General features: G+C 58.3%; 37 protein-coding genes. 7 read left to right on the top strand and 30 right to left on the bottom strand.

Annotated elements, in window-relative coordinates:
* Positions 1–74 precede the first annotated feature (74 nt).
* The 3 genes from ACQZ5N_RS10310 to ACQZ5N_RS10300 are packed head-to-tail and all read left to right on the top strand — an operon-like array spanning position 75 to position 1,389.
* Positions 75–425: a lysozyme inhibitor LprI family protein gene (locus ACQZ5N_RS10310; RefSeq protein ID WP_174057008.1), complete on the top strand. Its 351-nt coding sequence runs from the start codon at positions 75–77 to the stop codon at positions 423–425.
* 48 nt (positions 426–473) lie between these two features.
* Entirely contained in the window at positions 474–929 is a 456-nt protein-coding gene (locus tag ACQZ5N_RS10305; protein WP_448732823.1) for a MarR family winged helix-turn-helix transcriptional regulator, read from the top strand.
* 25 nt (positions 930–954) lie between these two features.
* Positions 955–1,389 carry a hypothetical protein gene (locus tag ACQZ5N_RS10300; protein ID WP_448732822.1) on the top strand — a complete coding sequence of 145 codons (435 nt, stop codon included), beginning with the start codon at positions 955–957 and terminating at the stop codon, positions 1,387–1,389.
* A 21-nt stretch (positions 1,390–1,410) separates the two neighbouring features.
* On the opposite strand, the gene ACQZ5N_RS10295 is transcribed toward ACQZ5N_RS10300, so the two are convergent.
* On the bottom strand, positions 1,411–2,412 hold the full coding sequence (locus tag ACQZ5N_RS10295) for a serine hydrolase domain-containing protein (protein ID WP_059760442.1): 1,002 nt from the start codon (positions 2,410–2,412) through the stop codon (positions 1,411–1,413).
* A 218-nt stretch (positions 2,413–2,630) separates the two neighbouring features.
* Between ACQZ5N_RS10295 and ACQZ5N_RS10290 the strand changes: the two genes are divergently transcribed.
* Positions 2,631–3,113, top strand: coding sequence for a GNAT family N-acetyltransferase (locus ACQZ5N_RS10290; RefSeq protein WP_448732821.1), 483 nt, complete (start codon positions 2,631–2,633; stop codon positions 3,111–3,113).
* 61 nt (positions 3,114–3,174) lie between these two features.
* Here the strand turns inward: ACQZ5N_RS10290 and ilvD are convergent, their stop codons facing one another.
* Positions 3,175–5,010 carry a dihydroxy-acid dehydratase gene (gene ilvD, locus ACQZ5N_RS10285; RefSeq protein WP_448732820.1) on the bottom strand — a complete coding sequence of 612 codons (1,836 nt, stop codon included), beginning with the start codon at positions 5,008–5,010 and terminating at the stop codon, positions 3,175–3,177.
* A gap of 312 nt (positions 5,011–5,322) precedes the next feature.
* Between ilvD and msrP the strand changes: the two genes are divergently transcribed.
* The 3 genes from msrP to ACQZ5N_RS10270 all read left to right on the top strand — a co-directional run bounded on the left by msrP (position 5,323) and on the right by ACQZ5N_RS10270 (position 7,940).
* Positions 5,323–6,264, top strand: coding sequence for a protein-methionine-sulfoxide reductase catalytic subunit MsrP (msrP, locus tag ACQZ5N_RS10280; RefSeq protein ID WP_137453030.1), 942 nt, complete (start codon positions 5,323–5,325; stop codon positions 6,262–6,264).
* 2 nt (positions 6,265–6,266) lie between these two features.
* Entirely contained in the window at positions 6,267–6,923 is a 657-nt protein-coding gene (gene msrQ / locus ACQZ5N_RS10275; protein WP_448732819.1) for a protein-methionine-sulfoxide reductase heme-binding subunit MsrQ, read from the top strand.
* 75 nt (positions 6,924–6,998) lie between these two features.
* Positions 6,999–7,940: an RNase A-like domain-containing protein gene (locus tag ACQZ5N_RS10270; RefSeq protein ID WP_448732818.1), complete on the top strand. Its 942-nt coding sequence runs from the start codon at positions 6,999–7,001 to the stop codon at positions 7,938–7,940.
* A 75-nt stretch (positions 7,941–8,015) separates the two neighbouring features.
* Here ACQZ5N_RS10270 and rplQ read toward each other — a convergent pair whose 3' ends face one another.
* The 28 genes from rplQ to ACQZ5N_RS10130 all read right to left on the bottom strand — a co-directional run.
* Positions 8,016–8,441, bottom strand: a complete 426-nt coding sequence (gene rplQ, locus ACQZ5N_RS10265) for a 50S ribosomal protein L17 (RefSeq protein WP_003521014.1) — start codon at positions 8,439–8,441, stop codon at positions 8,016–8,018.
* A gap of 120 nt (positions 8,442–8,561) precedes the next feature.
* Complete coding sequence (locus ACQZ5N_RS10260; RefSeq protein ID WP_003495228.1) at positions 8,562–9,572, bottom strand: DNA-directed RNA polymerase subunit alpha; 1,011 nt, start codon at positions 9,570–9,572, stop codon at positions 8,562–8,564.
* 195 nt (positions 9,573–9,767) lie between these two features.
* On the bottom strand, positions 9,768–10,157 hold the full coding sequence (gene rpsK / locus ACQZ5N_RS10255; RefSeq protein ID WP_003521013.1) for a 30S ribosomal protein S11: 390 nt from the start codon (positions 10,155–10,157) through the stop codon (positions 9,768–9,770).
* Positions 10,158–10,294: 137 nt separating this feature from the next.
* Entirely contained in the window at positions 10,295–10,663 is a 369-nt protein-coding gene (gene rpsM, locus ACQZ5N_RS10250; protein WP_035263425.1) for a 30S ribosomal protein S13, read from the bottom strand.
* Between the two features lie 302 nt (positions 10,664–10,965).
* Complete coding sequence (locus tag ACQZ5N_RS10245; protein ID WP_003521011.1) at positions 10,966–11,556, bottom strand: adenylate kinase; 591 nt, start codon at positions 11,554–11,556, stop codon at positions 10,966–10,968.
* Positions 11,553–12,893: a preprotein translocase subunit SecY gene (gene secY, locus ACQZ5N_RS10240; RefSeq protein ID WP_003521010.1), complete on the bottom strand. Its 1,341-nt coding sequence runs from the start codon at positions 12,891–12,893 to the stop codon at positions 11,553–11,555. The genes ACQZ5N_RS10245 and secY overlap by 4 nt, the downstream gene beginning before the upstream one ends.
* Before the next feature lie 328 nt (positions 12,894–13,221).
* Positions 13,222–13,701 carry a 50S ribosomal protein L15 gene (gene rplO, locus ACQZ5N_RS10235; protein WP_003521009.1) on the bottom strand — a complete coding sequence of 160 codons (480 nt, stop codon included), beginning with the start codon at positions 13,699–13,701 and terminating at the stop codon, positions 13,222–13,224.
* A gap of 16 nt (positions 13,702–13,717) precedes the next feature.
* Positions 13,718–13,924: a 50S ribosomal protein L30 gene (rpmD, locus tag ACQZ5N_RS10230; RefSeq protein ID WP_020812287.1), complete on the bottom strand. Its 207-nt coding sequence runs from the start codon at positions 13,922–13,924 to the stop codon at positions 13,718–13,720.
* 11 nt (positions 13,925–13,935) lie between these two features.
* Positions 13,936–14,505 carry a 30S ribosomal protein S5 gene (rpsE, locus tag ACQZ5N_RS10225; RefSeq protein ID WP_004442585.1) on the bottom strand — a complete coding sequence of 190 codons (570 nt, stop codon included), beginning with the start codon at positions 14,503–14,505 and terminating at the stop codon, positions 13,936–13,938.
* Between the two features lie 120 nt (positions 14,506–14,625).
* Positions 14,626–14,988 (bottom strand): 50S ribosomal protein L18, encoded by a 363-nt coding sequence (gene rplR / locus ACQZ5N_RS10220; protein ID WP_003521008.1) that lies wholly within the window; start codon positions 14,986–14,988, stop codon positions 14,626–14,628.
* A 12-nt stretch (positions 14,989–15,000) separates the two neighbouring features.
* Positions 15,001–15,534, bottom strand: coding sequence for a 50S ribosomal protein L6 (gene rplF / locus ACQZ5N_RS10215; RefSeq protein ID WP_003495204.1), 534 nt, complete (start codon positions 15,532–15,534; stop codon positions 15,001–15,003).
* Between the two features lie 43 nt (positions 15,535–15,577).
* Complete coding sequence (rpsH, locus tag ACQZ5N_RS10210) at positions 15,578–15,976, bottom strand: 30S ribosomal protein S8 (RefSeq protein ID WP_003521007.1); 399 nt, start codon at positions 15,974–15,976, stop codon at positions 15,578–15,580.
* Between the two features lie 12 nt (positions 15,977–15,988).
* Complete coding sequence (rpsN, locus tag ACQZ5N_RS10205; RefSeq protein ID WP_003507785.1) at positions 15,989–16,294, bottom strand: 30S ribosomal protein S14; 306 nt, start codon at positions 16,292–16,294, stop codon at positions 15,989–15,991.
* A gap of 33 nt (positions 16,295–16,327) precedes the next feature.
* Positions 16,328–16,882, bottom strand: a complete 555-nt coding sequence (rplE, locus tag ACQZ5N_RS10200; RefSeq protein ID WP_003495201.1) for a 50S ribosomal protein L5 — start codon at positions 16,880–16,882, stop codon at positions 16,328–16,330.
* The gene (gene rplX, locus ACQZ5N_RS10195; protein WP_003521006.1) at positions 16,875–17,183 is read right to left on the bottom strand and encodes a 50S ribosomal protein L24; all 309 of its coding nucleotides are present in this window, start codon (positions 17,181–17,183) and stop codon (positions 16,875–16,877) included. Before rplX ends, rplE begins: the two co-directional genes overlap by 8 nt.
* Positions 17,184–17,195: 12 nt before the next feature.
* Entirely contained in the window at positions 17,196–17,564 is a 369-nt protein-coding gene (rplN, locus tag ACQZ5N_RS10190; RefSeq protein ID WP_003495199.1) for a 50S ribosomal protein L14, read from the bottom strand.
* Positions 17,565–17,798: 234 nt separating this feature from the next.
* Positions 17,799–18,035, bottom strand: a complete 237-nt coding sequence (rpsQ, locus tag ACQZ5N_RS10185) for a 30S ribosomal protein S17 (RefSeq protein ID WP_003495195.1) — start codon at positions 18,033–18,035, stop codon at positions 17,799–17,801.
* Positions 18,036–18,046: 11 nt separating this feature from the next.
* On the bottom strand, positions 18,047–18,247 hold the full coding sequence (rpmC, locus tag ACQZ5N_RS10180) for a 50S ribosomal protein L29 (protein WP_003495193.1): 201 nt from the start codon (positions 18,245–18,247) through the stop codon (positions 18,047–18,049).
* A 12-nt stretch (positions 18,248–18,259) separates the two neighbouring features.
* Positions 18,260–18,673: a 50S ribosomal protein L16 gene (gene rplP / locus ACQZ5N_RS10175; protein ID WP_003495190.1), complete on the bottom strand. Its 414-nt coding sequence runs from the start codon at positions 18,671–18,673 to the stop codon at positions 18,260–18,262.
* Between the two features lie 38 nt (positions 18,674–18,711).
* The gene (gene rpsC, locus ACQZ5N_RS10170; RefSeq protein ID WP_003495188.1) at positions 18,712–19,443 is read right to left on the bottom strand and encodes a 30S ribosomal protein S3; all 732 of its coding nucleotides are present in this window, start codon (positions 19,441–19,443) and stop codon (positions 18,712–18,714) included.
* Positions 19,443–19,832, bottom strand: a complete 390-nt coding sequence (gene rplV / locus ACQZ5N_RS10165; protein ID WP_003521005.1) for a 50S ribosomal protein L22 — start codon at positions 19,830–19,832, stop codon at positions 19,443–19,445. The genes rpsC and rplV overlap by 1 nt, the downstream gene beginning before the upstream one ends.
* Positions 19,833–19,834: 2 nt before the next feature.
* Positions 19,835–20,113: a 30S ribosomal protein S19 gene (rpsS, locus tag ACQZ5N_RS10160; protein WP_003507772.1), complete on the bottom strand. Its 279-nt coding sequence runs from the start codon at positions 20,111–20,113 to the stop codon at positions 19,835–19,837.
* A gap of 15 nt (positions 20,114–20,128) precedes the next feature.
* On the bottom strand, positions 20,129–20,965 hold the full coding sequence (gene rplB, locus ACQZ5N_RS10155; RefSeq protein WP_003521004.1) for a 50S ribosomal protein L2: 837 nt from the start codon (positions 20,963–20,965) through the stop codon (positions 20,129–20,131).
* Between the two features lie 43 nt (positions 20,966–21,008).
* Positions 21,009–21,302, bottom strand: coding sequence for a 50S ribosomal protein L23 (locus ACQZ5N_RS10150; protein ID WP_003521003.1), 294 nt, complete (start codon positions 21,300–21,302; stop codon positions 21,009–21,011).
* On the bottom strand, positions 21,299–21,919 hold the full coding sequence (gene rplD / locus ACQZ5N_RS10145) for a 50S ribosomal protein L4 (RefSeq protein WP_003495173.1): 621 nt from the start codon (positions 21,917–21,919) through the stop codon (positions 21,299–21,301). The genes ACQZ5N_RS10150 and rplD overlap by 4 nt, the downstream gene beginning before the upstream one ends.
* A gap of 12 nt (positions 21,920–21,931) precedes the next feature.
* Positions 21,932–22,573: a 50S ribosomal protein L3 gene (gene rplC / locus ACQZ5N_RS10140; RefSeq protein ID WP_003507769.1), complete on the bottom strand. Its 642-nt coding sequence runs from the start codon at positions 22,571–22,573 to the stop codon at positions 21,932–21,934.
* A 168-nt stretch (positions 22,574–22,741) separates the two neighbouring features.
* The gene (gene rpsJ, locus ACQZ5N_RS10135; RefSeq protein ID WP_003507767.1) at positions 22,742–23,050 is read right to left on the bottom strand and encodes a 30S ribosomal protein S10; all 309 of its coding nucleotides are present in this window, start codon (positions 23,048–23,050) and stop codon (positions 22,742–22,744) included.
* A gap of 311 nt (positions 23,051–23,361) precedes the next feature.
* Positions 23,362–23,480 (bottom strand): EF-Tu C-terminal domain-related protein (locus ACQZ5N_RS10130; protein WP_448732870.1); only part of this gene is annotated, 119 nt, incomplete at its 5' end.

Raw genomic sequence — 23,480 nt, 5'->3', positions numbered from 1 at the left:
TGGGCGACATTGGAACCAACAGCGCCCCTTTTCGGTTTCACCGACACCTGACTTTCCTTAAAAAGAGACGACCCATGCATCTGAAACCGATCCTCCTTGCCTGCGGCATCCTGCTTGCCCCCTCCTTCATTTCTCTGGCCAGCGCGGCGAGCTTCGATTGCGCAAAGACCGATCTGGCCGCGGATGAAAAGGCGATCTGCGACAACCGCATGCTGAACGATCAGGATGTGAAGATGGCCACCACCTTCGACATCCTCACCCAGCTGATGGCCATGGGCGCACGCGACACGCTGCGCGACGAGCAGAGCCAGTGGCTGAAGAAACGCCAGGAATGCGCAGCGGACGTTGCCTGTCTTACCAGCGCTTACGAGGAACGCATGAAGCGTCTCGGAGAGGCGTTCCAGAGCATCAACCGGCCGCTGTAACGCAAATCCGATATTGACAACATATTGTCAAAATGGCAATGTGTTGTCATGAAAACGGACAACGCACACATTCTTTCCGCCCTGGCGGTTGCCATCTTTCGAACCAATGGCGCGTTGATCGCCGCGGGCGACGCCCTGTCTGCACCCTTTGGCCTGTCCAGTGCACGCTGGCAGGTTCTGGGAGCGGTGGCGCTTGCCGACCAGCCTTTGACCGTGGCGCAGATCGCACGGAACATGGGCCAGACCCGGCAGGGTGTACAACGCCTCATCGATGAGATGGAGCGACAGGACATTGTCTGCTTCGAAAACAATCCGCACCACAAGCGGGCTAAGCTCATCCGCCTTACCGAAAAGGGCGAGAATGCCTATGCCGCCACCATGCAGCAATGGAATGAACTCGCCGGCCGTTTAGCCACGGATATGCAGGCGGAGCAACTGAGTAACGCCATAGACTGCCTGAACCAGCTTTTCGCCGGGCTGGACGCCGATCCGCCGCAAGGCTGATCCGATCTTCTAAAGGACTATATCGATGAGAACCCTTCATCCCGTCGCCGGCACGCTGGCGCTGGCGATCATACTCGCCTTTTGGTTATCCACCGCGCTCACCGAAATCTCCGGTTCCAGCGAAGCGATCCGTACCGTCAAACTCGCCATTCCCTGGGGGTTTCTGGTGCTTGCGCCCGCGCTTGCGGTCACGGGTTTCAGCGGCTTCCGCATGGGCGCGAAATGGAAACATCCGCTGGTCGCAGCCAAGAAGAAACGTATGCCGCTCATCGCACTGAACGGGCTGCTGATCCTCGTCCCCTGCGCGCTTGTGCTTCGGCATTTCGCCCTCTTAAACGATTACGGCGGGGTCTTCTACGCCGTTCAGGCGCTGGAGCTTTGCGCCGGAGCGCTCAATATCACCCTTCTCGCAAAAAGCTTCCGCAATGGCCTTCAGCTAAAACGCCGTCTGGCCGCCTAGTTCGGCGTTTTGCGCATGAGGTTATACCGCCCGGATGATGGTCTCCATAAGGCCATGCAACTGGTCGCGGTAACCGGTTCGGGCGGAAGGCGCATCCTCGCGAGAGGTCATCACGACCGATAGCCGCCTGGCGGGTACGATATAGAGCATCTGCCCGCCATAACCCCAGGCATAATAGACCGTCTCTCCCGCCATCTCCTTGATGAACCAGCAATAGCCATAGCCGTCGCCGTTGAAGACGGAATTGGTGCGCTGCCGCCACGATTGCTCGATCCAGCCCTGCGAAATCAACCGCTCGCCGCCGGGTGTCACACCACCCAGGCGGTAAAGCTCTCCGAAGGCCAGCAAAGACCGCGCGGTCATCGCCATCTGGTTGCCGCCAAGATAGATGCCCTGCGGATCGCGCTCCCAGCCGCCGATGGAAAATCCCTCGAGCGGACGGAGCCAGTCGCGCGCAAGCGACAGCGTCGAACGGCCGGAAGCTTTTGTCAGGATCGCCGAGAGCAGATGGGTTGAGCCGGTGGAATAGAGCATGCCGCCGCCCGGTTCCCCGGCAAAACCGGAACCCAGCGCCATCCGCACCCAGTTGCGGCTGGCGACCCAGCGGCCGTAATTGGGGCCGGACATGCGCTCCAGGCCGGATTGCATCGACAGCAGGTTGCCGACGGTGATCCGTTCCAGCCGGGGATCGGGATTTTGCGGAAAATCGCCACGCAGAACGGTCGCGATCGGCTGGTCGGCGCCTTCGAGAATCTTGCGATCGATGGCCATGCCCACCAGCGCCGAGATGATCGATTTCGAGGCCGACTTGATATTGGTGGAGCCGTTCAAACCGGCCCCGTGATAGGCTCGGCTCGCGACCTCTTCGCCATCGATGCTGACAATGACCGCCTTGAGGCTGGAAAGCGCATCCGCCTCCCGCAGCAACGGATCGAAACGGATGCCATTGCCGGTGCTTTGCGCGCGGGCAAGCGGGGCGAAAGGCAGGGAAGCGATAAGGGCGAGTGCGGTTCGTCTTTTCATGTCACTGACCTAGGAAGCCATACGTCGATGAAAAGAGGAAACGCCGCCAATCACTCCAATGTGACCTTATTTCTTTCCACACCCAATTCGATGATCTCGCGAAATCTGTATGAAAACAGGGCGTTGGCCTGCATTCCGGAATCGAGATGCAAAGCGCTTGAATCAGTTTCTGATCTTGAGGACTATTGCCCTGCCGCAAATGCAAAAGACGGGAAACGATGCCGCAACTGAAATCATCACGCCTTGTCCTGCGGCCTTTTAAAATGACGGACGCCTCGCCACTCGCCCGGCTGACGAACGACCCGCTCATTTTGCGCAATCTGCTACGCACGACCTATCCTTTCGAAACCGATGACGCACGGCGTCTGATCAGGCGCATTGCTGAGCGTCGGCTGCCGGTATGGGCGGTGGATGATGGCAGGCTGGTCGGTCTCATCGGCCTTTCAGGCGAATTCGGCCTTTGGCTTGATCGCCGTGTCTGGGGAAAGGGCTATGGAGAAGAGGCCGGACGCCTCGTCATCGATTATGCCTTTCAGCACCTGGGCATCAGAACCCTGCATGCCAATCCGCTGTTTGACAACAGGGCGTCGCACCGTCTGATGGACAAGCTGGGCTTTGTTGCGACCGGCCGTGCAAATGCCTTTTGCCGGCAACGGGGAAAAATCTTGCCGCTTCGACCTTATCGGCTCGATAAAGAGTGATCGGCACAAAAAAGCCGCCGTTTATCAACGGCGGCTTTTTATCATCTCGCAAATCCGGAACTTACTCCGGCAGAATCCGCACTGCGCCCTTGTCCGCGCTGGAAGCAAAGGCGGCATAGGCCTTCAGCGCCGTCGTGACGTTGCGCTTGCGCGGCGCTTCCGGCTTCCAGCCCAGTTCTTCCTGCTCGGCGCGGCGCGACGCCAGCTCCGCATCCGTGACCTTCAGGTTGATGGTGCGGTTCGGAATGTCGATCTCGATCAGGTCGCCCTGACGCACGAGGCCGATGGCGCCGCCTTGCGCCGCTTCCGGCGAGGCGTGACCGATGGAGAGGCCCGAAGTACCGCCGGAGAAACGACCGTCGGTAATCAGCGCACAGGCCTTGCCGAGGCCCTTGGATTTCAGGTAGCTGGTCGGATAGAGCATTTCCTGCATGCCCGGCCCGCCCTTCGGCCCTTCGTAACGGATGACGACGACGTCGCCCGCCTTGACCTCATTGCCGAGAATGCCCTTCACGGCCGCGTCCTGGCTTTCGTAAACCACTGCCGGGCCGGTGAATTTCAGGATGGATTCGTCGACGCCCGCCGTCTTCACGATGCAGCCATCAAGCGCGATGTTGCCGTAAAGCACGGCCAGACCACCATCCTTGGAGAAAGGCTTCTCAACCGAACGAATGACGCCGTTGTCGCTATCCGTGTCCAGATCGTCCCAGCGCGAGGACTGGCTGAAGGCCACCTGCGTCGGCACGCCGCCCGGCGCCGCCTTGAAGAACTGCCGCACCGTCTCGCTGTTGGTGCGGGTGATGTCCCAGCGGTCGATGGCATCGCCCAGCGTCGCTTCATGAACGGTATAGGTATCGCGATTGATGAGCCCACCGCGTTCCAGTTCACCCAGAATACGCATGATGCCGCCGGCGCGGTGAACGTCTTCCATGTGCACGTCCTGCTTGGCAGGCGCGACCTTGGAAAGGCAGGGAACCTTGCGGGAAAGACGGTCGATGTCTTCCATGCCGAAATCGACGCCGCCCTCATGCGCGGCCGCCAGAATATGCAGCACCGTGTTGGTGGAGCCGCCCATGGCGATATCCAGCGACATGGCGTTTTCGAACGCCGCCTTGTTCGCGATGGTGCGCGGCAGGACGGTTTCATCCTCCTGCTCATAATAACGGCGCGCCAGATCGACGATCAGGTGACCGGCTTCGACGAACAGCCGCTTGCGATCGGAATGGGTGGCGAGCGTCGAACCGTTGCCGGGCAGCGACAGACCCAGCGCCTCGGTCAGACAGTTCATGGAATTGGCCGTGAACATGCCGGAACAGGAACCGCAGGTCGGGCAGGCCGAACGCTCGATAACCTTCACATCCTCGTCGGAAATCTTGTCGTCTGCAGCAGCGACCATGGCGTCAACCAGATCGAGCGCAACCGTCTTGCCATGCAGGACGACCTTGCCGGCCTCCATCGGACCGCCGGAAACGAAGACGGCGGGGATGTTGAGGCGCATCGCCGCATTCAGCATGCCGGGGGTGATCTTGTCGCAGTTGGAAATGCACACCATCGCATCGGCGCAATGGGCATTGACCATATATTCCACCGAATCCGCGATGATCTCGCGCGACGGCAGCGAATAGAGCATGCCGTCATGGCCCATGGCGATACCGTCATCGACCGCGATGGTGTTGAATTCCTTGGCGACACCGCCGGCCGCCTCGATTTCGCGGGCAACGAGCTGGCCGAGATCCTTCAGATGCACATGGCCCGGCACGAACTGTGTGAAGGAATTGACCACCGCGATGATCGGCTTGCCGAAATCGCTGTCCTTCATGCCGGTGGCGCGCCAAAGGCCGCGCGCGCCCGCCATGTTGCGGCCGTGGGTTGTCGTTCTGGAGCGATAGGCTGGCATGGTGTTTTCCTCAATCTCTTGGGCTAAGACGCGTCTTCCGCAGCGCGGTCAAAACGGCCTCTGCCCTATTTTGCGGTTTTTCTAGCGCAAACCGCAAGCCCTGTCACTGTCACCTTAGGGCAAAACAGTACGGTTCGGTACGGTACGCTTTCTCTTCATCGTGCTATCCGGCCGCGCCCTCATCACAAATGCGCGATTTCCGCCACCCCACCGTTGTTTTTCCGCAGAGCGCTGAAACATATCTGTGCAGCGGCCGTATTGGCTATCATAATCGATTTATCGCCGATGTACCCGGCTTTTGTGGAGGTTCCAATGCCCGCCTATCGCCCGCCCCTCATCTCGGCAAATGAAATCACGCCGAAGAATATCTACCTGTCCAGACGTGGCTTCCTCGGCACGGCGGCGGGGCTGGCGGCAATAGGGCTGGCCGGGCGCGAGGCTGTTGCCGCGCCGCTTTCCGCAAAACCCGGCGCCTACAAGCTGGATGAGAAGCTCACCCCGCTCGATGCTGTCACCAGCTATAATAATTTCTACGAATTCGGTGTCGGAAAATCCGACCCGAAGGAAAATTCCGGCAAGTTCAAGCCCACCCCCTGGACGGTGAAGGTGGATGGCCTCGTCTCCAAACCGCAGGAATTCGGCATCGAAGACCTGATGAAATATCCCCTCGAAGAGCGCACCTATCGCATGCGCTGTGTCGAGGGCTGGTCGATGGTCATTCCGTGGATCGGTTTCCCGCTCGCCGCCCTTCTCGACAAGGTGGAGCCGCTTGGCAGCGCGAAATATGTCGCTTTCGAAACCGTGGTGCGGCCGGACGAAATGCCGGGGCAAAGCGGCCTCTTCCAGCCTCTCTCCTGGCCCTATGTAGAGGGGCTTCGCCTCGATGAAGCACGCCATCCGCTCACCATTCTCGCCGTCGGCCTTTATGGAGAGACGCTGCCGAACCAGAACGGTGCACCGATCCGCCTTGTCGTGCCGTGGAAATACGGTTTCAAAGGCATCAAATCCATCGTCCGCATTTCGCTGGTCGAGAAACAACCGGAAACGACGTGGAAAAACTCCAACGCCCGCGAATATGGCTTCTATTCCAACGTCAACCCGAATGTCGATCATCCGCGCTGGAGCCAGGCGACGGAACAGCGCATCGGCGAAGGCGGCTTCTTTGGCACCCAAAACCGCCCTACCCTGATGTTCAACGGTTATGACGAGGTGGCGAGCCTCTATGCCGGCATGGACCTGAAAGCGAATTATTGACCATGGCCTTCGCCCTGCCTCTTCCCTCGCTGCCGAAGCGTTACCAGCCGGCGGCCATCTGGTCGCTTTATGTCATCGGCCTCTGTCCGGGCCTCTGGTATTTCTATCTCGCCGCAACCGGCGGCCTCGGCTTCAATCCTGTCAAGGATTTCGAACACCTGCTCGGCATCTGGGCGCTGCGCTTCCTGTGCCTCGGGCTTCTGGTGACGCCGCTGCGCGATCTCTTCAACATCAACGTCATCGCCTATCGCCGCGCGCTGGGGCTGATCGCCTTTTATTACGTGCTGGCGCATTTCACCGTCTATCTGGTGCTGGATCGCGGCCTGATCCTCGGCTCCATCGCCGGCGATATTCTGAAGCGCCCCTATATCATGCTCGGCATGGCCGGGCTTCTCATGCTCATACCGCTGGCGCTCACCTCCAACCGCTGGTCGATCCGCAAACTCGGCAGCCGCTGGAACACGCTGCACAAACTCGTCTATCTCGTGCTCATCGTCGGCGTGCTGCATTTCGTGCTGGCGCGAAAGTCGATCACGCTGGAGCCGGTGTTTTATATCAGCACGATGGTGGTATTGCTCGGCTATCGGCTGGTACGGCCGACGATCATGGCAGCGAAGAGAAAGAAAAGGGGGGGAGTCAGGGCCGCCAATCCCGACTAAAACTCACCCAATTTATCCCCGCTCCGAAAAACAGATTTACTCTCTCTAGTTCTATGAACGCGGAGATCAACGACTGTGGAGAAACTTGAAAGAAAATTAAAAATCTATCGTTTGCGCCTATCTTATGCGCGTCTACAAATTCATCGAACAAAAGCTAATTTCAATCCAAACCAACCGCGAGTACCCCCAGGGAACCCACAAGGTGGAGAATGGACCACGGTCAATCAATCGGGGTCAAACAACGCGGTCCCTTCACCAGGAAAAGCTCATCAAAAGATAGACCTGCATAAAGAGGAAAACTATCGTGGTGCACATACTCTACGGTACCATGTGGGAAAAACTGGAACGGAACTTTTATTGCGAATGGGCCGCCCTGCTAAGTGGTGGATGCCAGTAACTTACGTGATGTTTCGGAATGGGAGCTTCAACAGTTATGAAGACGCCCAGTACTTCGTAAATCAGACGATCGAAAGCAATGCCGAAACGGCCGAATTGGTTGCGACCGGTTTTCTCAAAGAGGCATTCCTCAAAAAGAGATTTGGCTATCGCACTGGCGTTGAAGCGTTTCGCGAAACTCCTTATTCTGAAGCCCACCTACGCGTTACATACGAAGTTGGCGTATTTATTGTTCACGACGCCAGCCGCCCTAATGGCTTCTATGTCAATACAGCCTACCCTAGGAACGATGATATCGTGAAAAAGACTATTACCCCCGCACCGGAGTTTCTAAAATTCACAAGCTATATGATTCAAGACTTCGAAATTTTCGAAAGCTTGGACGGCGTATTGCTTTTTGGTTTGTATCATCTGACTAAGGCAGAGCGGAATAAACTTCTGGCATTTCTGGCGTCCATACTACGATCAGACGTTCCTGATCGCGTGCTCGGAAATCTCTGGAACACATCCAACGCTGAGTTTGGGGCGGCAGATCAGGGAATTAAATGGCTTCTCAACCGGACTGTTGAATTGATCGAAGGCGACGACGGCACTGACGGTTACTACCTGCGCCGCTCCTAAAGTCTTTTTCAACAAAAAAGCCGGGCGATCACTCGCCCGGCCTTTAAATTCATGACGCCTGAACGGCGCCAAACCTTATGCAGCTTCGGCAGCAGCAGCTTCAGCGGCAACGCGAGCCTTGTCGGCTGCGCCCTTGGCGTCAACGTCGCGTTCGACGAATTCGATGACGGCGAGAGCGGCATTGTCGCCCTGGCGGAAGCCGGCCTTCATGATACGCAGGTAGCCGCCATTGCGGTTTGCATAGCGGGCTGCGATCGCGTCGAACAGCTTGCGAACGGCGTCCTGATCCTTGATCTGCGAGATCGCCTGACGACGAGCGTGCAGGTCGCCGCGCTTGCCGAGGGTGACGAGCTTCTCAACGATCGGGCGAATTTCCTTCGCCTTCGGAAGCGTGGTTACGATCTGCTCATGGGTGATGAGCGAAGCAGCCATGTTGGCAAACATTGCCTTGCGGTGGCTGGCGGTTCTATTGAGCTTGCGGCCTGAATTACCGTGGCGCATTGCTATTCTCCTTCTACGCAGGTTCCTTCTCTAAGGCCTGCCGTTTCCTGGCACATGCAGGTGACTTACCTGCTGTTTGACGGGGAAAGGCAGTCTTTAAAGGGTCTGCCTTTTTGATTGTTAGTACTGGTCTTCGTAACGCTTTGCGAGATCTTCGATGTTCTCAGGCGGCCATGCCGGCACTTCCATGCCGAGGTGCAGACCCATGGAAGCGAGAACTTCCTTGATTTCGTTCAGCGACTTGCGACCGAAGTTCGGCGTGCGAAGCATTTCGGCTTCGGTCTTCTGGATCAGGTCGCCGATATAAACGATGTTGTCGTTCTTCAGGCAGTTTGCCGAACGAACGGACAGCTCGAGCTCGTCCACCTTCTTGAGAAGCGCCGGGTTGAACGCGAGTTCGGTAACCGATTCTTCTTCTGCTTCCTTCTGCGGCTCGTCGAAGTTGACGAAGACGCCGAGCTGGTCCTGAAGAATGCGAGCGGCGAAGGCAACGGCGTCTTCGCCGGAAACCGAACCGTTGGTCTCGATCGTCATGATCAGCTTGTCATAGTCGAGAACCTGGCCTTCACGGGTGTTTTCCACCTTGTAGGACACTTTCTTGACCGGAGAATAGAGGCTGTCCACCGGAATGAGGCCAATCGGGGCATCTTCCGCGCGGTTGCGCTCAGCCGGTACGTAACCCTTGCCGTTGTTGACGGTGAATTCCATGCGGATTTCAGCGCCATCGTCCAGCGTGCAGATCACGTGGTCGGGGTTCAGGATCTCGATGTCGCCAACCGTCTGGATGTCACCAGCGGTCACGGCGCCCGGACCCTGCTTGCGCACGACCATGCGCTTGGAATCATCGCCGTCCATCTTGATGGCGATTTCCTTGATGTTGAGCACGATATCCGTCACATCTTCCCGAACGCCGGGGATGGAGGAGAATTCGTGCAGGACACCGTCGATCTGCACGGCCGTCACAGCGGCGCCACGCAGAGAAGACAACAGAACGCGACGCAGCGCGTTGCCGAGGGTAAGACCGAAACCACGCTCCAGCGGCTCGGCAACCAGCGTTGCCTTGGTGCGGCTGGACGAGGTGAACTCGACCTTGTTCGGCTTGATAAGTTCCTGCCAGTTCTTCTGAATCATCTTTAAACCTTCCGTTCGCCGCCACCATCCAATCGTGACGGACCGAGCATGAAAACACCGAGAGGAACCTAATTCAGCGGTTCATCGGTGGGTTCTTGAGCGCAAGTCCGCCGATCGAAATCGACGCGCACACGCCAGATACACGAAAATTCCGCCAGACCTGAGGTAAGGCGGAATTTCCGAACCACGGTCGCGTCAGACGCGGCGCTTCTTGCGCGGACGGCAACCGTTGTGCGGGATCGGCGTCACGTCGCGAATGGAAGTGATCATGAAACCGGCAGCCTGCAGGGCGCGAAGTGCCGATTCACGGCCGGAACCCGGACCGCAAACTTCAACTTCAAGCGACTTCATGCCGTGTTCCTGAGCCTTCTTCGCGCAATCTTCAGCAGCGATCTGGGCAGCGAACGGGGTCGACTTGCGCGAACCCTTGAAGCCCTTGGCACCAGCGGACGACCAGGCAATGGCGTTGCCCTGTGCGTCGGTGATGGTGATCATCGTGTTGTTGAAGGTCGAGTTGACGTGCGCGACGCCGGACGTGATGTTCTTACGTTCGCGACGGCGAATACGTGCGGCTTCCTTGGCCATTTTATACCTTTCATTGATCTCTTCACCGCCGTAACACCAGCGGCTACACCGGCGATCGGCCCCATCGGAGCTTCACGCCAAACTCAGAAAGGCTGGCGCGGACTGCACCAGCCTCCCCTCTCCGGAGAACCCGAAAATTACTTCTTCTTACCAGCGATAGCCTTCGCCGGACCCTTGCGGGTGCGGGCGTTGGTGTGCGTGCGCTGACCGCGGACCGGAAGGCCACGACGGTGACGCAGGCCGCGGTAGCAACCGAGGTCCATCAGACGCTTGATGTTCATCGAGGTCTCACGACGCAGGTCGCCTTCGACCTGGTAGTCGCGGTCGATGGCTTCGCGGATCTGAAGAACTTCAGCATCCGTCAGCTGATGAACGCGCTTCTCAGCCGGAAGACCGACCTTGTCCATGATTTCCTGCGCGAATTTCGGACCGATCCCGTGAATGTAGGTCAGCGCAATAACAACGCGCTTCGCGGTCGGGATGTTGACGCCAGCGATACGTGCCACGTCTCTTCTCCTTGGTTCCAGTTGCCATCCGGCAAGTGGTGATTCCATTCGAGCGGCCGACAAGACCGCCAGTTCAAATTGGTGTCCGTGACAAGTCAAAACGACCGAACCCGGATCTCCCTTCCCTTAGGGAAATCCGCGCCAGTCGCTTGGGATGTCGCGAGTTGGCGCGGTGTTTAACGGAATCAGCGCAAAAAAGCAACCGGCTCCGCCAAGATTCTTTTACGATCCAAAGGACCAGCCGCCATGCGCAAGCGAGATATGGGCAAGAGCGCAACAGCCTCGCCCATCCGCTCCATCGATCAGGCGGAGGCTTTCTCGAGAACGCGCTCGATAGCCTCGGTGACGGCATCGACGTCAGCCATGCCATCCAGCGTCACGAGCTCGCCCTGTTCGCTGTAATAGGCGGACAGCGGCGCGGTCTTCTCGCGATATTCCGTCAGGCGCTTGCGGAACGCTTCCGGATTGTCATCCGAGCGAACCGTACCGCCGGCGGCAATGGTTTCAGCCACGCGGTTTTCGATTCGGCGAATCAACGCCTCTTCGTCCACCTTGAGTTCGATGACGGCATCGAGGACCAGATTCTTCTTGCGCATGTTCTCGGCAAGCGCCTTGGCCTGCGGAACGGTGCGCGGATAGCCGTCGAGAATAAAGCCCTTGGCACAGTCCGGTGCTTCGATGCGTTCGGAAACGATCTGATTGACGATATCGTCGGAAACAAGCCCGCCGGCGTCCATGACGGCCTTGGCACGTTTGCCGATTTCGGTGCCCGCGCTGACCGCAGCGCGAAGCATGTCACCGGTGGAAAGCTGCGGGATCCCGTACTTGTCCGTCAGCCGCTTGGCCTGGGTTCCCTTGCCCGCACCCGGCGGACCCAAAAATATCAGTCTCATCGTCCCCTCTTTCCTCCACGCAACTTCGACTTCTTGATCAGCCCTTCATACTGCTGCGCGATCAGGTGGCCCTGAATTTGCGCAACCGTATCCAGAGTTACACTGACAACGATCAAAAGCGAAGTACCACCAAGGGCTAATGGAATGCCCGTGCGTGCGATAAGTGTCTCAGGAAGGATACAGACGAAGACAAGATAAATCGCGCCGACCACCGTGATGCGGGTCAGGACGTAATCGATGTACTCCGCGGTGCGCTCGCCCGGACGGATGCCCGGAATGAAGCCACCATGCTTCTTGAGGTTATCTGCGGTGTCCTTCGGATTGAAGACGATCGCCGTATAGAAAAACGCAAAGAACGCGATCAGCAGGCCGTAGAGCGCCATGAACAGCGGCTGTCCGTGCTGCAGCGACGCGATGATCGAGGTTGCCCAGCCCGGCAGGTTGGTGTTTCCGGCAAAACCCGCAGCCGTTGCCGGCAGCAGCAGCAGCGACGATGCGAAGATCGCGGGAATGACGCCGGCCGTGTTGAGCTTCAGCGGCAGATGCGAGGTATCGCCCTGGAACATGCGATTGCCGACCTGTCGCTTCGGATATTGGATCAACAGACGGCGCTGGGCGCGCTCCACGAAGACGATGAGCGCGATGACGCCGATGGCGACCACAACCACCGTCAGGATGAGCGGGGTGGAAAGCGCACCGGTACGGCCGAGTTCCAGCGTGCCGGCCAGCGCCTTGGGCAGGCCTGCGGCGATGCCCGCGAAGATGATCAGCGAAATACCGTTGCCGATACCGCGCGAGGTGATCTGCTCGCCCAGCCACATCAGGAACATCGTGCCGCCGAGCAGCGTGATGACGGTGGAAATGCGGAAGAACCAGCCTGGATCGACCACGAGGCCGTTGCCGCTTTCGAGGCCAACCGCAATGCCATAGGCCTGCAGCGTGCCGAGCAGCACCGTGCCGTAGCGCGTATACTGATTGATGATCTTGCGGCCGGCTTCGCCTTCCTTCTTCAACGCTTCGAGCGAGGGCACGACCGAGGTCATGAGCTGCACGATGATCGAAGCGGAGATGTAAGGCATGATGCCGAGCGCGAAGATCGCCATGCGCTCGACGGCGCCACCCGCAAACATGTTGAAAAGACCGAGAATACCGTTGGCCTGGCCACGGAAGGCCTGCGCATAGGCTTCGGGGTTCAGGCCCGGAAGCGGAATGTGGGTGCCGAGACGGTAGACGAGAAGTGCGGCAAGAGTAAACCAGAGACGCTTTTTCAGATCCTCCGCCTTAGCGAAGGTCGAAAAATTCAGGTTCGAAGCCAGTTGTTCCGCTGCTGAAGCCATAAATTTCTCCGAATGACCCTTGCCAGCCAGCGCAACCGGCCGATGCGGAAAGGTCTAAAAGATACTGGTCAAAACCGGGCTTCGGACAAATGCGGCTCTCAGCCGCCATCATGCCTCACCCTGTTTTTTATGTCCTATCCCCTCCCCTACGGAAGTTCAAGAACTGTGAGGCTCTCCCTGCGGCACTTTCTGCCGCAAGCGGGGCCGTGGAAGCACACCGCGAAGAGATTGCCCTGATGCTCTATAAATCGATTTAGATCGAAAGCACCATAGGCCAGGGAGCGCAGACGCCCGGAGCGACGAGCCCCGGGCGTCTGAAGTCTATATATTACTCGGCGGCTTCTGCTGCAACTGCGAGAAGCTTGATCGAACCGCCAGCCTTTTCGATCTTTTCGATTGCGGGCTTGGAAGCGCCGGCAACTTCGAAAGCGACCTTGGCCTTCAGCTCGCCGTCGGCGAGAATGCGTACGCCGTCCTTGGCGCGACGGATAACGCCAGCAGCCTTGAGAGCAGCGGCATCGATCGTTGCGGAAGCGTCAAGCTTCTTGGCGTCGATGGCGGTCTGAATGCGGCCGAGCGATACGACAACATATTCGGAAGCGAAGATGTTGTTGAAACCGCGCTTCGGCAGACGACGGTAGATGGGCATCTGACCGCCTTCGAAACCGTTGATGGCGACGCCCGAACGAGCCTTCTGGCCCTTCACACCGCGACCACCGGTCTTGCCCTTGCCGGAACCGATACCGCGACCTACGCGGATACGGTCCTTGGAGGCGCCTTCGTTGTCTCTGATTTCATTGAGTTTCATGATAGGTTACTCCGTCTCACTTCTCGTCAACGACGCGAACGAGATGCTGGACCGCACGGATCATGCCGCGAACCGCCGGAGTGTCTTCCAGGGTGCGCTGACGATGCATCTTGTTGAGACCCAGGCCGATCAGCGTCTGGCGCTGGATTGCCGGGCGGCGAATGGGGCTGCCGATCTGTTCGACCGTAACAGTCTTCTTGGCTTCAGTAGTCTTCTTGGCCATGATCCAGCTCCTTATTCTTCAGAAGCGTTGCCGGAAGCGGCACGACGAGCCTGAAGGGTCGCATACTTCAGACCGCGCTGTGCAGCGATGTCCTTCGGATGAACCTGATGCTTCAGAGCGTCGAACGTAGCGCGAACCATGTTGTACGGGTTCGAAGAACCGGTCGACTTGGCAACAACGTCATGAACGCCGAGCGTTTCGAAAACGGCGCGCATCGGACCACCGGCGATGATACCGGTACCGGCCTTGGCCGAACGCAGCAGAACCTTGCCTGCGCCGTGACGGCCATTGACGTCGTGGTGCAGCGTGCGGCCATCGCGCAGCGGAACGAAGATCAGATCGCGCTTTGCGCTTTCGGTTGCCTTGCGGATCGCTTCCGGAACTTCACGAGCCTTGCCGTGACCGAAGCCAACGCGGCCCTTCTGGTCGCCAACGACGACGAGAGCGGCGAAGCCGAAGCGACGGCCACCCTTAACAACCTTTGCAACGCGGTTGATCGCGACCAGCTTGTCGACGAATTCGCTATCGCGCTCTTCGCGGTTCTGACGCTCTTCGCGGGAACCTCTTTTATCCTGTGCCATTGTCCTTGTCCTTTTTCTTTTGCGGGTGGAACGGCAAACGAAAAGACCAGCGGTCCCGATGAAGAGATCCGCATGGCCCGGTGAAATTCCGCCCGGATCGTTGTCCGGGCGGAAAAAAAATCAGAAGTTCAGGCCGCCTTCGCGGGCAGCGTCTGCCAGGGCCTTGATGCGGCCGTGGTAGATGAACGCGCCACGGTCGAATACGACATCCTTGACGCCAGCCTTGACGCCACGCTCGGCAACCAGCTTGCCTACGACAGTTGCTGCTGCAACGTCGGCGCCGGTCTTGAGCGAGCCGCGCAGATCGGCTTCGAGCGTGGAGGCAGACGCAAGCGTCTTGCCAGCAACGTCATCGATGATCTGGGCGTAGATGTTCTTCGACGAGCGATGAACCGACAGGCGCGGGCGGCCGTTGGCAACCGCCTTGATCTGGCGGCGCACACGGCTCGCGCGACGTGCAAGTGCTTCTTTCCTGCTAGCCATTTCGCGTGATCCTTACTTCTTCTTGCCTTCTTTGCGGACAATACGCTCTTCAGCGTACTTCACGCCCTTGCCCTTGTAGGGCTCGGGACCGCGGTATTCGCGGATTTCCGCGGCTACCTGGCCAACCTGCTGCTTGTTGATGCCGGAAACGATGATTTCCGTGGGCTTCGGAACGGCAATGGTGATGCCGACCGGCGGCTCGTAAACAACGTCGTGGGAGAAGCCGAGAGCCAGCTGCAGGTTCTTGCCCTGCATGGCGGCACGGTAACCGACGCCGTTGATTTCGAGCTTGCGCTCATAGCCGTCCTTAACACCCTTGAAGATGTTCTCGATCATCGTGCGGGACATGCCCCACTTCGAACGAGCTTCCTTGGTGCCGTTAGCCGGCGTTACGGAAACGCCGTTATCTTCGAGCTTCAGCTGAATGTCGTCGTTTGCGACGAAAAACAGTTCACCCTTCGGGCCCTTAGCAGTAACCTTCTGGCCGTCGACATTGGCCGTCACACCTGCTGGAACCGGAACGGGCTTTTTACCGATACGAGACATTATTCAATCCTGTCTGTTCGTTATGGAGATCCTTGCTCGGGTCTTAGAAGACCGAGCAAAGAACCTCGCCACCAACGTTCTGTTCGCGAGCCTGGTGATCGGCCATCACGCCCTTCGGGGTCGAAAGGATGGTGATGCCGAGGCCGTTCGCGACCTGCGGAATGGACTTTACCGAGACATAAACCCGGCGGCCCGGCTTGGAAACGCGGCCGATCTCACGGATCACGGACGCGCCTTCGTAGTACTTCAGCTCGATCGTGAATTCGGACTTGCCGTTTTCGAAATCGACCTTGGAATAACCGCGAATGTAGCCTTCAGCCTGCAGCACGTCGAGAACGCGTGCGCGGAGGCTGGAAGCCGGCGTGCTTACCGAAGACTTGCGGCGAGCAGCACCATTGCGGATGCGGGTGAGCATATCACCCAAAGGATCAGTCATGGTCATGTGCCCGTCTCCTTACCAGCTCGACTTGACAATGCCCGGCACCTTGCCGGAATTGCCCAGCTCACGAAGCGCGATACGCGACATCTTGAGCTTGCGATAGAACGCGCGCGGACGGCCCGTTACTTCGCAGCGGTTGCGGATACGCGTCTTCGAGCCGTCACGCGGCAGCGAAGCGAGCTTCAGAGTGGCCTTGAACCGGTCTTCGATCGGAAGGGACTGGTTCATCACGATCGCCTTCAGTGCGGCGCGCTTGGCGGCCTGCTGGGCGACCGACTTGCGGCGGCGCTTGTTCTTTTCAACTGCGCTTGTTTTCGCCATATCGGAGTTCCTTTTCTACGCTCGTCGTTACGGTTAGTGACGGAACGGGAAGTTGAACTCTGTCAGCAGAGCCCGAGCTTCGTCGTCCGACGTCGCCGTCGTGCAAACGATGATGTCCATGCCCCACATCTGATCAACCTTATCGTAGTTGATCTCAGGGAACACAATGTGTTCCTTGATGCCCATGGCAAAGTTGCCACGGCCGTCAAAGCTCTTCGGGTTCAGGCCCCGGAAGTCGCGAACGCGCGGAAGCGCGATGTTGACCAGACGATCAAGGAATTCGTACATGCGGGCGCCACGAAGGGTAACCTTCGCACCGATCGGCATGCCTTCGCGAACCTTGAAACCTGCGATCGAGTTGCGAGCGCGGGTAACGACCGGCTTCTGGCCGGCGATCGCAGCCAGGTCACCGGCAGCGATGGTGGGCTTCTTGGAGTCGGCAGTCGCCTCGCCAACACCCATGTTGATCACGATCTTTTCAAGCTTCGGGATCATCATCACGTTGGCGTAGGAGAACTTCTCCTGCATGGCGCCACGGATACGAGAAACGTATTCCGTCTTGAGACGCGGCTCGTACTTATCAGCCATCGATCACTTCTCCCGAACGCTTGGCCACGCGGACCTTCTTGCCATCCACAACCGAGAAGCCAACGCGGGTCGGCTTGCCATCCTTGTCGACGATGGCGATGTTGGAGATGTGCAAGGATGCTTCCTTGTTGATGATGCCAGCTTCCTGGGCCTGGGTCTGGCGCTGGTGACGCTTCACCATGTTAACGCCACGCACAACGGCCCGATCTTCCTTCGGCAAAACCTGGATTACTTCGCCGGTACGGCCCTTGTCCTTACCGGTCAATACGACAACCTTGTCGCCTTTACGAATCTTCTGCATCGCATTCGCTCCTTACAGTACTTCCGGAGCCAGCGAGATGATCTTCATGTGGTTCTTGGCGCGAAGTTCGCGCGGAACCGGTCCGAAGATACGGGTGCCGATGGGCTCTTTCTTGTTGTCGATAAGAACGGCTGCGTTGTTATCGAAACGGATGACGCTGCCGTCAGCGCGGCGGATGTCCTTGGCGGTGCGCACGACAACCGCCTTCATCACGTCGCCCTTCTTGACGCGGCCGCGCGGAATAGCTTCCTTGATGGAAACGACAATAATGTCGCCAACAGAAGCATATTTGCGCTTCGAGCCGCCCAGCACCTTGATGCACATGACACGACGTGCGCCGGAATTATCCGCCACGTCGAGGTTTGTTTGCATCTGAATCATGTCAGGTCGCCTTCTTGTTGTTACCGGGACGGTTGGGCAAACTCTCCCGAGCAAGCCCCCTGCCCCAGCTTATGAATATCTCTTTTTTTGCGCGGAAATGTCGTGACAGGGTGGTTTCCCGAAGGACCTTCCGTGCGCATCAAAGCAAAAGACGCTCGATTCACGAGCGTCCTTGCGGTGCTTCATACAGGAATTCGCGCCAAGTGCAAGACACCTGGCGCGATTCTGATGAAATTAAGCCTGGGCGGAAACGACCGTCCAGCGCTTGTCCTTGGAGATCGGTGCGCATTCCTCGATGGAAACGACATCGCCGACCTTATACTGATTGTTTTCGTCGTGTGCCTTGTACTTCTTCGAACGACGAACGGTCTTCTGAAGCAGCGGGTGAGCGAATCGGCGCTCAACCCGGACTACGACAGTCTTCTCGTTCTTGTCGGACACTACGACGCCCTGCAGAATGCGTTTCGGCATATTATTCTTCCTTAGGCCTTGGCTTCTGCCGCCTTCTGGCGGGCAATGGTTTTAACGCGGGCGATATCCTTGCGGACTTCGTTGATGCGCGAGGACTTCTCCAGCTGACCAGTTGCCTTCTGGAAGCGCAGGTTGAACTGCTCCTTCTTCAGATCGGCGAGCTTGTCCTTGAGCTGGTCGGCGCTGAGGCCGCGAACTTCATCGGCTTTCATGTGCCTTGCTCCTTACTCTGCGATGCGCTGTACGAAGCGCGTCTTGACCGAGAGCTTGGCAGCGCCGAGACGAAGCGCCTCACGGGCGATCTCCTCGGACACACCGTCGATCTCGAACATCATACGACCGGGCTTGACCTTGCATGCCCAGTAATCGACCGAACCCTTGCCCTTACCCATACGAACTTCGGTCGGCTTTGCCGTGACCGGAACGTCGGGGAATACGCGGATCCACACGCGACCTGCGCGCTTCATGTAACGCGTGATCGCGCGGCGGGCCGCTTCGATCTCGCGTGCATTCACGCGGTTCGGTTCCTGCGACTTCAAGCCGAATTCACCGAATGCCAGGTCAAAGCCGCCCTTGGCGACGCCCTTGATGCGTCCCTTGAACTGCTTACGGTACTTAGTACGCTTTGGCTGCAACATTTTCTTACTTCTCCGAGCTTATCTTTCGCCAGCGTCAATCAAGCGTTTTCGCGACGACGATCGGGACGATCGCCACGCTCACGGCTTGCAGGGCCCTGTGCGTCGCCTTCGAGACCGCGACGCTCAGAAGCCATCGGATCGTGCTCAAGGATTTCGCCCTTGAAGATCCAGACCTTGATGCCGCAAATGCCGAATGCGGTTTCAGCTTCAGCCGTGCCGTAGTCGATGTCCGCACGCAGCGTGTGGAGCGGAACGCGACCTTCGCGGTACCATTCGGTACGAGCGATTTCTGCACCGCCGAGACGGCCGCCGCAGGTGATCTTGATGCCTTCGGCGCCAAGACGCATTGCGGACTGAACAGCACGCTTCATCGCACGGCGGAAAGCCACGCGGCGCTCGAGCTGCTGAGCGATCGACTGGGCAACCAGCGTCGCGTCGATTTCCGGCTTGCGCACTTCAACGATGTTGAGGTGCGTTTCGGAGTTGGTCATCTCGGAAAGCTTCTTGCGAAGCTTCTCGATATCCGCACCCTTCTTGCCGATGATCAGACCCGGACGAGCCGAGTGGATCGTGACGCGGCACTTCTTGTGCGGACGCTCGATGACGACCTTGGCGATACCGGCCTGCTTGAGTTCCTTGATCAGGTAAGCCCGGATCTTCAGGTCTTCATGCAGCAGCTTGCCGTATTCTGCGGTGTCAGCGTACCAGCGGCTATCCCAGGTACGGTTGATGCCGAGGCGGAAGCCGATCGGATTGATTTTCTGACCCATTATGCGGCCTCCCCTTTTTCCTCGACTTCACGAACAACGATCGTGAGGTGAGCGAACGGCTTTTCGATGCGGGAAGCACGACCACGGCCACGAGCGTGGAAACGCTTCATGGTGATGGACTTGCCAACATAGGCCTCGGCGACGACGAGAGCGTCGACGTCGAGGTCGTGGTTGTTTTCCGCATTGGCAATTGCAGATTCCAGCGTCTTCTTGACGGTGCCTGCAATGCGCTTGCGGGAGAATTCGAGCTCGGCGAGAGCGCGATCAACCTTCTTGCCACGGATAAGAGCGGCAACCAGGTTCAGTTTCTGGGGGCTGACGCGGAGCGTACGGGCAACGGCCTGAGCCTCGTTGTCCTTCAGCCGGCGTTCGGTCTTAGCCTTCGCCATGATTACTTCCTCTTTGCCTTCTTGTCCGCGCCGTGACCGTAATAGGTACGGGTCGGAGAGAATTCACCGAACTTGTGTCCGACCATGTCTTCGTTGACGGAGACGGGCACATGCTTGCTGCCGTTGTAGACGCCGAAGGTCAGACCAACGAACTGCGGCAGGATCGTGGAGCGACGGCTCCAGATCTTGATTACTTCGTTACGTCCGCTCTCGCGCACCTTCTCAGCCTTGGTGAGAAGATAGCCGTCAACAAACGGACCTTTCCATACTGAACGAGCCATTAGTGACTACCTCTCTTACTTCTTACGCTGATGGCGCGAGCGCATGATGAACTTGTCGGTCGACTTGTTCGAACGGGTGCGCTTGCCCTTCGTGGGCTTGCCCCACGGAGTAACCGGGTGGCGACCACCCGACGTGCGACCTTCACCACCACCGTGCGGGTGGTCGACCGGGTTCATGACGACGCCGCGAACGTGCGGACGCTTGCCGCGCCAACGGGAACGACCGGCCTTGCCGTCGTTGATGTTGGCGTGGTCCGAGTTCGAAACAGCGCCGATCGATGCGAGGCAGGAGCCGTGCACCAGACGCTGTTCGCCCGAGTTGAGACGCAGGATGGCCATGCCGGCATCGCGGCCGACGAGCTGGACATACGTACCGGCGGAGCGAGCGATCTGACCGCCCTTACCCGGCTTCATCTCGACGTTGTGGATGATCGAACCGACCGGAATGTACTGAAGCGGCATGGTGTTGCCGGGCTTCACGTCCACTGCCTTGTCGGAGGCGATCACCTTGTCACCGGCAGCGAGACGCTGTGGCGCGAGAATGTAAGCCTGTTCGCCGTCGGTATACGTAACCAGCGCGATGAACGCGGTGCGGTTGGGGTCGTATTCCAGACGCTCAACGGTGCCTTCTACGTCGAACTTGCGACGCTTGAAGTCAACCAGACGGTAGGTCCGCTTGTGACCGCCACCCTGGAAACGGACGGTGATCCGGCCCTGGTTGTTACGGCCACCCTTGGAGCTGAGGCCCTGGGTGAGAGCCTTTACCGGCTTGCCCTTGTAGAGCGAAGCGCGGTCCACGATAACCAGCTGGCGCTGGCTCGGCGTGGTCGGATTGAAACTTTTCAATGCCATTTTCTTGTTCCCTTTTGGGTCTTTGCCCGCTTGGGCCTAACCTTTAGAGTCCGGTGGACACGTCGATGGATTGACCTTCGGCGAGCGTGACGACGGCTTTCTTGACGTCCTTCAGCTTACCGGCGAATCCACGGAAACGACGGGTCTTACCCTTGCGGATAAGCGTGTTCACAGCCGTGACTTTGACGCCGAAGAGAGCTTCCACGGCAGCCTTGATTTCAGGCTTGGAAGCATTCTTGGCGACGTTGAATACGACCTGGTTCTGTTCGGATACCAGCGTCGACTTTTCCGTGATCGAAGGAGATACGATCACATCGTAGTGGCGAAGATCCGTCATTTGAACCGCTCCTCCAGAGCCTCTACAGCAGCCTTGGAAAGCACCAGCTTGCCACGGCGCAGGATGTCGTAAACATTGATGCCCTGAACCGGCAGAACGTCCACGTTCGGGATGTTCTGAGCAGCGAGCTTGAAGTTGCCATCAAGTTCGGCGCCGCCGATAACGAGAGCGTTGGTCAGGCCAAGCGAAGCGAAGCTGCCCAGCAGAGCCTTGGTCTTTGCTTCGGACGCAACGAGCTGATCGACGATGATCAGTTCTTCAGCCTTCAGCTTTGCAGACAGGGCGTGACGCAGAGCGAGCGCACGAACCTTCTTCGGAAGATCGTGGGCGTGGCTGCGAACGACCGGGCCGTGGGCCTTGCCGCCGCCGCGGAACTGCGGTGCGCGAGCCGAATGGTGACGAGCGCGGCCCGTACCCTTCTGCTTGTACATCTTCGCGCCGGTGCGGGAAACTTCCGACCGGTTCTTGGACTTGTGGGTTCCCTGCTGCTTTTTTGCAAGCTGCCAGCGAACCATGCGGGCCAGGATGTCCTGGCGGGGGTCGAGGCCGAAGATCTCATCCGACAGAGAAACCTTGCCGGCGTCTTTTCCCTCGAGGGTCTTGACGTTCAATTCCATGATAAGGCTCCCTTACTTCGCAGCCGACTTGACGGCGTCGCGGACGATGATCCAGGAACCCTTCGAGCCGGGAACTGCACCCTTCACGAGGATGAGGCCACGGTCTTCATCGGTCGAAACGACTTCGAGGTTCTGGGTCGTAACGCGCGTCTGGCCCATATGACCAGCCATGCGCTTGCCCTTCCAGACGCGGCCCGGATCCTGGTTGTTACCGGTCGAACCGTGTGCACGGTGCGATACGGAGTTACCGTGCGAAGCGCGGCCACCACCGAAGTTGTGACGCTTCATAGCACCGGCAAAACCTTTACCGATCGTGGTTCCAGTGACGTCGACCAGCTGGCCGGACTGAAAATGATTTGCGGTCAGTGTTGCACCGATGTCGATCAGGTTCTCGGGGGAAACCCGGAACTCGACGAGCTTGGCTTTCGGTTCGACATTGGCAGCGGCAAAATGACCGCGAAGCGCCTTCGTCGTGTTCTTGACCTTGGACTGGCCGGCACCGAGCTGAACTGCGGTATAGCCATTCTTGTCTTCCGTGCGCTGGGCAACGACTTGTACGTTATCCAGTCGCAATACTGTTACGGGGATATGTTCACCTGCGTCGTTATAGACGCGTGTCATACCCACTTTCTGTGCAATCACACCTGAACGCATTGGTTCATCCTCTTGCGAGCCTTGAAGGGAAAACCCTCTCTGGCCTTTGTTAAGGAGTGCCCTTCGACATCTCACGATGTTTCCGGTCTCCGGTTTGGAAGTCGTTGGATTACTCCACGTACCTTCCTTGTTATTTCAGCCCTCACCTTGGATGGATCGGGCCGGGTCTTAGAGCTTGATTTCCACGTCAACGCCAGCAGCGAGGTCGAGCTTCATCAGAGCATCGACAGTCTGCGGGGTGGGGTCAACGATATCGAGAAGACGCTTGTGCGTCCGCATTTCGAACTGTTCACGGCTCTTCTTATCAACGTGAGGAGAGCGGTTGACGGTAAACTTTTCGATGCGGGTGGGGAGCGGAACCGGGCCGCGAACGCTGGCGCCGGTGCGCTTTGCGGTCGACACGATTTCACGGGTAGAGGCATCGAGGATCCGGTGATCGAACGCCTTGAGGCGGATACGGATATTCTGGCCGTTCATTCGTCTTGTCCTTGTTCTTTGTTATTCGTTTCCGCACGCGGAAACACATGAACTTCTATTGATCGTGGCGCCGCAGATTTTCAAAAATCGAGAGAGATGCGCTGTCGCATCCCAATCATTTCAGTTGTCTGTATTGCTAAAACACCGCGTTTCGCAATCGCTTGCGAATCCAGCGTTGAGTGTGAGTGCGCGTTTACGCGCTTTCACCGAATTTTTCAAGCACTAAAAATGCAACGCCGCCAGGCTTTTTACCAAAAGTCCGGCGGCGGTGTTGTTCACACCGCCGCCAGTCTGAATTTCAAAGGTCGAAATTACTCGACGATCGAAGCGACGATGCCGGCGCCGACGGTACGGCCGCCTTCGCGGATAGCGAAGCGCAGCTTTTCTTCCATCGCGATCGGAACAATCAGCTCGACGTCAACGGTAACGC

It is taken from the genome of Agrobacterium sp. 22-221-1, assembly GCF_053522445.1.
The sequence above is the reverse complement of the archived record's forward strand: the minus strand, read 5'-3'. Positions and strand labels throughout refer to the sequence as shown.